Source organism: Patescibacteria group bacterium, from assembly GCA_027858235.1.
GTDB lineage: Bacteria > Patescibacteriota > Patescibacteriia > Patescibacteriales > BM507 > BM507.
In genome coordinates this window covers 1-4,921 of record JAQIDC010000061.1, presented here as the reverse complement: position 1 = coordinate 4,921, position 4,921 = coordinate 1, and the positions used below count along the sequence as shown (strand labels likewise).

The window sequence follows — 4,921 nt, the reverse complement described above, 5'->3', positions numbered from 1 at the left end:
TTTATTTTCAAATCTAAAAATATAGAACTTCACCAAAGATTACAAAGACGTCCGAGGTCCTCAAAAGACCTCGGACGTCTACAATACCAAAAAGCTTAACTCAATATACCTTCTCAAATGATACAAAAATAATCCCTGACTTTTTTGAAATTGACTGATAATATAAAACCATGAACAAAATTATAAGAAAATCTTATCTAAATCTATGGGAAGAACAATCATCTGAAAAAGAAATGATTTTTTTGGCTGGACCAAGACAATCTGGTAAAACAACTCTAACAAAATCAATATCAGAAAATTTTAAAAATAATCTATATTTTAATTGGGATATACTTTCAAACAAGAAAAAAATTATAGAAAATCCAACATTTTTTGAAAATATAAATAGATTGGACGATTCCACTCCCCTCCTAGTGTTTGATGAAATCCACAAGTACAAACAATGGAAAAATTATCTAAAAGGAATCTATGATGAGTTCCATCATGATTATAAATTTTTAATATCTGGAAGTGGTCGATTAAACATATATCAAAGGAGTGGAGATTCTTTGGCAGGAAGATATTTACTCTTTCACCTATTCCCCTTTACTATTTCAGAATTAAGTAAAAATAAAAGGAAATTTATAGATTTCATAAAAAACCCTTTAACCGATTTTAAAAAAAATAACAAATCATCGAATGATTGGAACAAATTATCAACAATAAGTGGTTTTCCGGAACCATTTACTAAAAACGCTAAAACTTTTTGGACCAAATGGACAAAAACATACACTAACCAAATAATCCGTGAAGATATCCGTGATATATCCAATATTAAAAATATTAATAATACAGAAATATTATTTTCTCTACTCCCATCAAAAATTGGTAGCCCACTTTCTATAAATAATATAGCTGGAGATATCCAAGTCTCTCCAAGCACTGCCAAAAGTTGGATAAAATTATTTGAAACAACATATCTGGTCTTTCAAATCTCCCCTTGGACAAAAAAAATTTCAAGAGCAATCACAAAAGAAAAAAAACTATATTTATTTAATTCACCGATAATAGATGATAGAGGTGCTAGATTTGAAAATATTATTGCAATTGAATTATATAGAATACTAAGCTTCTGGAATGACAAAGGATTGGGAGATTTTAAGCTTCACTATGTTAGAAACAAAGAAAAAGAAGAAGTTGACTTCCTTCTTACAAACAACAATAAACCATTCCTATTGATTGAAGCTAAAAACTCTGAAGATACTCCAACAAAAGCACTTATAAATTTCCAAAATATTCTAAATATTCCAGCTATACAACTTGTGAATAAAGAGAATATATACAAAATTATAAGTAATAACAAAAATAAAATTTTGATAGCAACCGCCCATGACTGGCTATCGTCACTTCCTGAAGATTAAAAATGATTTATCCTGTAAAGACCTTTTTTCGCTTAGCCGGGATTTATCCCTTGAAACCCTCTTTGCTTAACTGGGACTTGACCCCATTCCTTTTCATCTCTTTTTATTTATAAAAAGGATGGAAGCTAGACCTGACCCCATTATTTGACCCCATTATTTCTCTAATATTAACTATTATACATAAATCATATAGAATTCACAATTCAAGACGTGACCCCAATTCCCTTTAGTTCCCTTTAGTATTCTGATAAAATATTCAAAATTTCTCCTGAAAGATCACGAAATTCTTCTTTTGATTTTTCAATATTTTCTTTCGTCCCCTGATGAATTTCCTCTACGCAAGCTGGATCGAGGTCAAATATTGCGACTCCAAGCTCCTGACACTTTGCTGGAATACGTCCATAATCTTGTATTTCGGCTAATGAACTTTTCCAACTTTTCTCAACTAAACCATTCCTTCCGTGCTTTTCAGAAAGATACTTTTTTACTTTTAAAGGAATTTCTTCAATCCAACGGCGATGGTCTTTGATTGGTCGCTTACCATAAACATTGTATGAATTAACTACATACCCAATAAACAATCCGTCACCAGAAAGTACATATTTATTCTCCGTATCACCAGAAAGCGCTCTGCCAGTAACTTTCCAATTATGTTTCCATTTTTCATAAATAGACCCCAAGTTTTCAATGCCCTGGACGCTGAAAGCATCTGGCATCATCGGAACAACAAAATAATCAGCTCCTAAAAAAATAATTTGATTAAGCAACGATAAGCTAGGAGATGTATCGATTACAAAGATGTCTATCTCCTCTTTCATTCCTTTCTCACGTAAAAATCTATCAATAGCACTAGTCTGAAAATATCCAAGCTGCTGCCCTGCAGCTGCCTGCCCATAAGCTGTAACTAGTATATTTTCATAAAGTGAAAGGTTAACACTCCCTTTCATTAAAAAAAGATTATTTTCACTATTTGAAACTGGAATAAAAGGTACTTCAAAATCGACGTCAGCTCCTCCCTCGACTACCCCCCGTAAAACGTCATAAATATCTTTCTCCATTTCAGAAAATAATGTTTTTTCGTATTGATTGTCTCCCATGGCTAAACGAGAAAGATTGCACTGTGGATCAAGGTCAACTAAAACCGTTTTATAGCCCTGCCTAGCAAATGACATTGCGCAATTAAAAGCAAGCGTAGTCTTACCAACCCCGCCCTTATTATTAGCAAATAATACTTTTTTTGTTCTAGGAAATTTCATGTTTTTAGTATATCAGAGAGAATAACAAAAATAAAGAGCGGACCCAGAAACAACCAACATCCTTAAGCTCATATTAATTAATAATTATGTAAAAAAATACTCGAACAAGAATGTTTAGTGTTGGGTTTCAAATCACTATACAATTCTTTACCACCGAATGTTTGATATAAATTTCCAATTATTCCATTAAAACTTTCAAAGGATGGAAGCTAGACCTGACCCCACTTACCCCTTAAAACTTTCAAAGGATGGAAGCTAGACCTGACCCCACTTACCCTTATTGATTGAAACAAAAAATTCTGAAGATACCCCTACAAAAGCACTTATTAATTTCCAAAATATTTTAAACGTTCCTGCAATTCAATTGATCAATAAAGAAAATATTTATAAAATAATAAGCAACAATAAAAATAAAATTTTAATAGCAACCGCCCATGACTGGCTATCGTCACTTCCTGAAAACTAAACATGAAATGGAGAAAGATATAGAGTACCCCATAGGGTACTCTATAGAGGACTCTATCTTTTCTTTAAATCTAAAATTATGTCATTCCAAACTTGTTTATCCTGTAGTTAGTCGTACGGGGATTTGGAGTCTTCCGATTACCTCCTATCCCAAATTATATTAAATAATACTCCTTAACAATCTCATCAATGTTTTTGCTCTAATTTTGTAATATTTAGAATATTTTTTCTATAGCGATTAATGGTTTTATTTATTTTTTATTTATTTTTGGTAAAAATTTTTCTTTTGAAACAACAGATCTACCAATCTCTTTCTCCAGCTCTTTTTTGGCGACACCTGCAATATTTCCACCTCTTTTAGCGTCTTTTTTTAATTTAGGGACTCCTTCAGAATTCTCAGTGCGATGAATTTCAGTTGTTGCCCTTTCTCCTAGCATATTAAAAATTAACTCAAAATCATCCATATGGTCACGTAAATTTTCACGTTTCAACCCCTTAATTTTCTTATACTCACTCGGTGTTATTCCAAAAGTGGCCTTAGATATTTCAGCAGTTAAAATCTCATAATCTTTTTGTTCTTCAGCTCCTCTTTTTTGCCACTCGTCCGTTAGTTCTTCACGAATCGCTATACCTCGCATTCGTTTTTCAATCCAATCCTCTGGATAACCCTTGAGTTTGTAAAGAAGTCTTGTTCGTTTCGTGGCTAGTTCGGGATTTTCAATTTCCTGAATTCGCTCATACCCAACTTTAGCTAACCATCTTTTGAATGGTTCGGCTTTAGGACTTGGAATAGATTGAATTATACGAAAGATTCCTTCAGTATCAGCACAATCAGTCTCACGCATTTTCCCATCTTCGGCTATTAATTTCAACTGGTGACAATTTGTCACCACTTCACTTCCCTCATCTCTTAAGCGCTGAGCTAATTTATTCCAATATTTTCTTGCAGTGTGGTTGTCAACTTGGTCTGTCAAAACTTGAACTATATCAATAACAGAAAACCACCATTCATTATTATAGATAATTTTTCTAATTTTTTTCCCTTTAAAAAATGCTATTTTTGTTGTATCCATATTATTCATTTAATATTATAGCTCCATTATACACGAACAAAAAACGAAAGTAAAGTGCTATTGGTTTAATAAATTATCCCCGCAGCAAGCTGACGGGGTATTTAGCCCTCGAACAGCGTTGGTTGCTGAGAGTGTATTCGTTGATATTTTAAACCTTGGTTTCGGACATAAGCACCGATTGTGTCTTTGTTGCCCGAATAACCTACTGTGTTTATGTAGTAACCCTTAGTCCAGAATTCACCTCCCCAAAGTAATTTCTTAACTTCGGGTATTCTTCTGAACACCTCTCTTGCTGTAATAATTTTTACTATTTGTACTAACCTAGAAGGACTAATCATTGGCACACTTTGAATGAGAAAATGGATATGATCGTCATCTGTACCTATTTCTACAAAATGAATATCATATCTTTTTTGGATTTCTATGCAAATTTCCTTAATTGACATATCCACGCTTGGAATATCACGAAATACTAGTCTTCGATACTTTACTGGGCATACCAGATGATACAATAGATGTGACACGTTATGTGCTTTGTTTATTGAGTTTACCATGATGGGTATATCTTAGCACGAGAAACCCACGAAGCAAGCTTGCGGGGAAATTAATTTATTATACTAACTATACCCTATTTTTATTTTCAAATCTAAAAATATAGAACTTCACCAAAGATTACAAAGACGTCCGAGGTCCTCAAAAGACCTCGGACGTCTACAATACCAAAAAG

The 4,921-nt window shown here is 33.0% G+C and carries 5 protein-coding genes; 2 read left to right on the top strand and 3 right to left on the bottom strand.

Translation table 11 applies throughout. The annotated features are described in order from the left end of the window. The first annotated feature begins 170 nt into the window (after window positions 1-170). Window positions 171-1,400 (top strand): ATP-binding protein, encoded by a 1,230-nt coding sequence (locus PF572_05285; GenBank protein ID MDA3840480.1) that lies wholly within the window; start codon window positions 171-173, stop codon window positions 1,398-1,400. Between the two features lie 236 nt (window positions 1,401-1,636). Here PF572_05285 and PF572_05280 read toward each other — a convergent pair whose 3' ends face one another. Continuing rightward, window positions 1,637-2,656: an AAA family ATPase gene (locus tag PF572_05280; protein MDA3840479.1), complete on the bottom strand. Its 1,020-nt coding sequence runs from the start codon at window positions 2,654-2,656 to the stop codon at window positions 1,637-1,639. Between the two features lie 280 nt (window positions 2,657-2,936). On the opposite strand from PF572_05280, the gene PF572_05275 reads away from it, so the two are divergent. Then, the gene (locus PF572_05275; protein ID MDA3840478.1) at window positions 2,937-3,122 is read left to right on the top strand and encodes a hypothetical protein; all 186 of its coding nucleotides are present in this window, start codon (window positions 2,937-2,939) and stop codon (window positions 3,120-3,122) included. Between the two features lie 250 nt (window positions 3,123-3,372). Here the strand turns inward: PF572_05275 and PF572_05270 are convergent, their stop codons facing one another. Further along, window positions 3,373-4,194, bottom strand: a complete 822-nt coding sequence (locus PF572_05270; protein ID MDA3840477.1) for a Bro-N domain-containing protein — start codon at window positions 4,192-4,194, stop codon at window positions 3,373-3,375. A gap of 101 nt (window positions 4,195-4,295) precedes the next feature. After that, window positions 4,296-4,748, bottom strand: coding sequence for an IS200/IS605 family transposase (gene tnpA, locus PF572_05265; protein ID MDA3840476.1), 453 nt, complete (start codon window positions 4,746-4,748; stop codon window positions 4,296-4,298). Window positions 4,749-4,921: the final 173 nt, after the last annotated feature.

Excerpts from the sequence above, each read along its gene's own strand:
- PF572_05285 (MDA3840480.1), top strand. The coding sequence starts at position 171 with ATGAACAAAATTATAAGAAAATCTTATCTAAATCTATGGGAAGAACAA.
- PF572_05280 (MDA3840479.1), bottom strand. The coding sequence starts at position 2,656 with ATGAAATTTCCTAGAACAAAAAAAGTATTATTTGCTAATAATAAGGGC.
- PF572_05270 (MDA3840477.1), bottom strand. The coding sequence starts at position 4,194 with ATGGATACAACAAAAATAGCATTTTTTAAAGGGAAAAAAATTAGAAAA.
- tnpA (MDA3840476.1), bottom strand. The coding sequence starts at position 4,748 with ATGGTAAACTCAATAAACAAAGCACATAACGTGTCACATCTATTGTAT.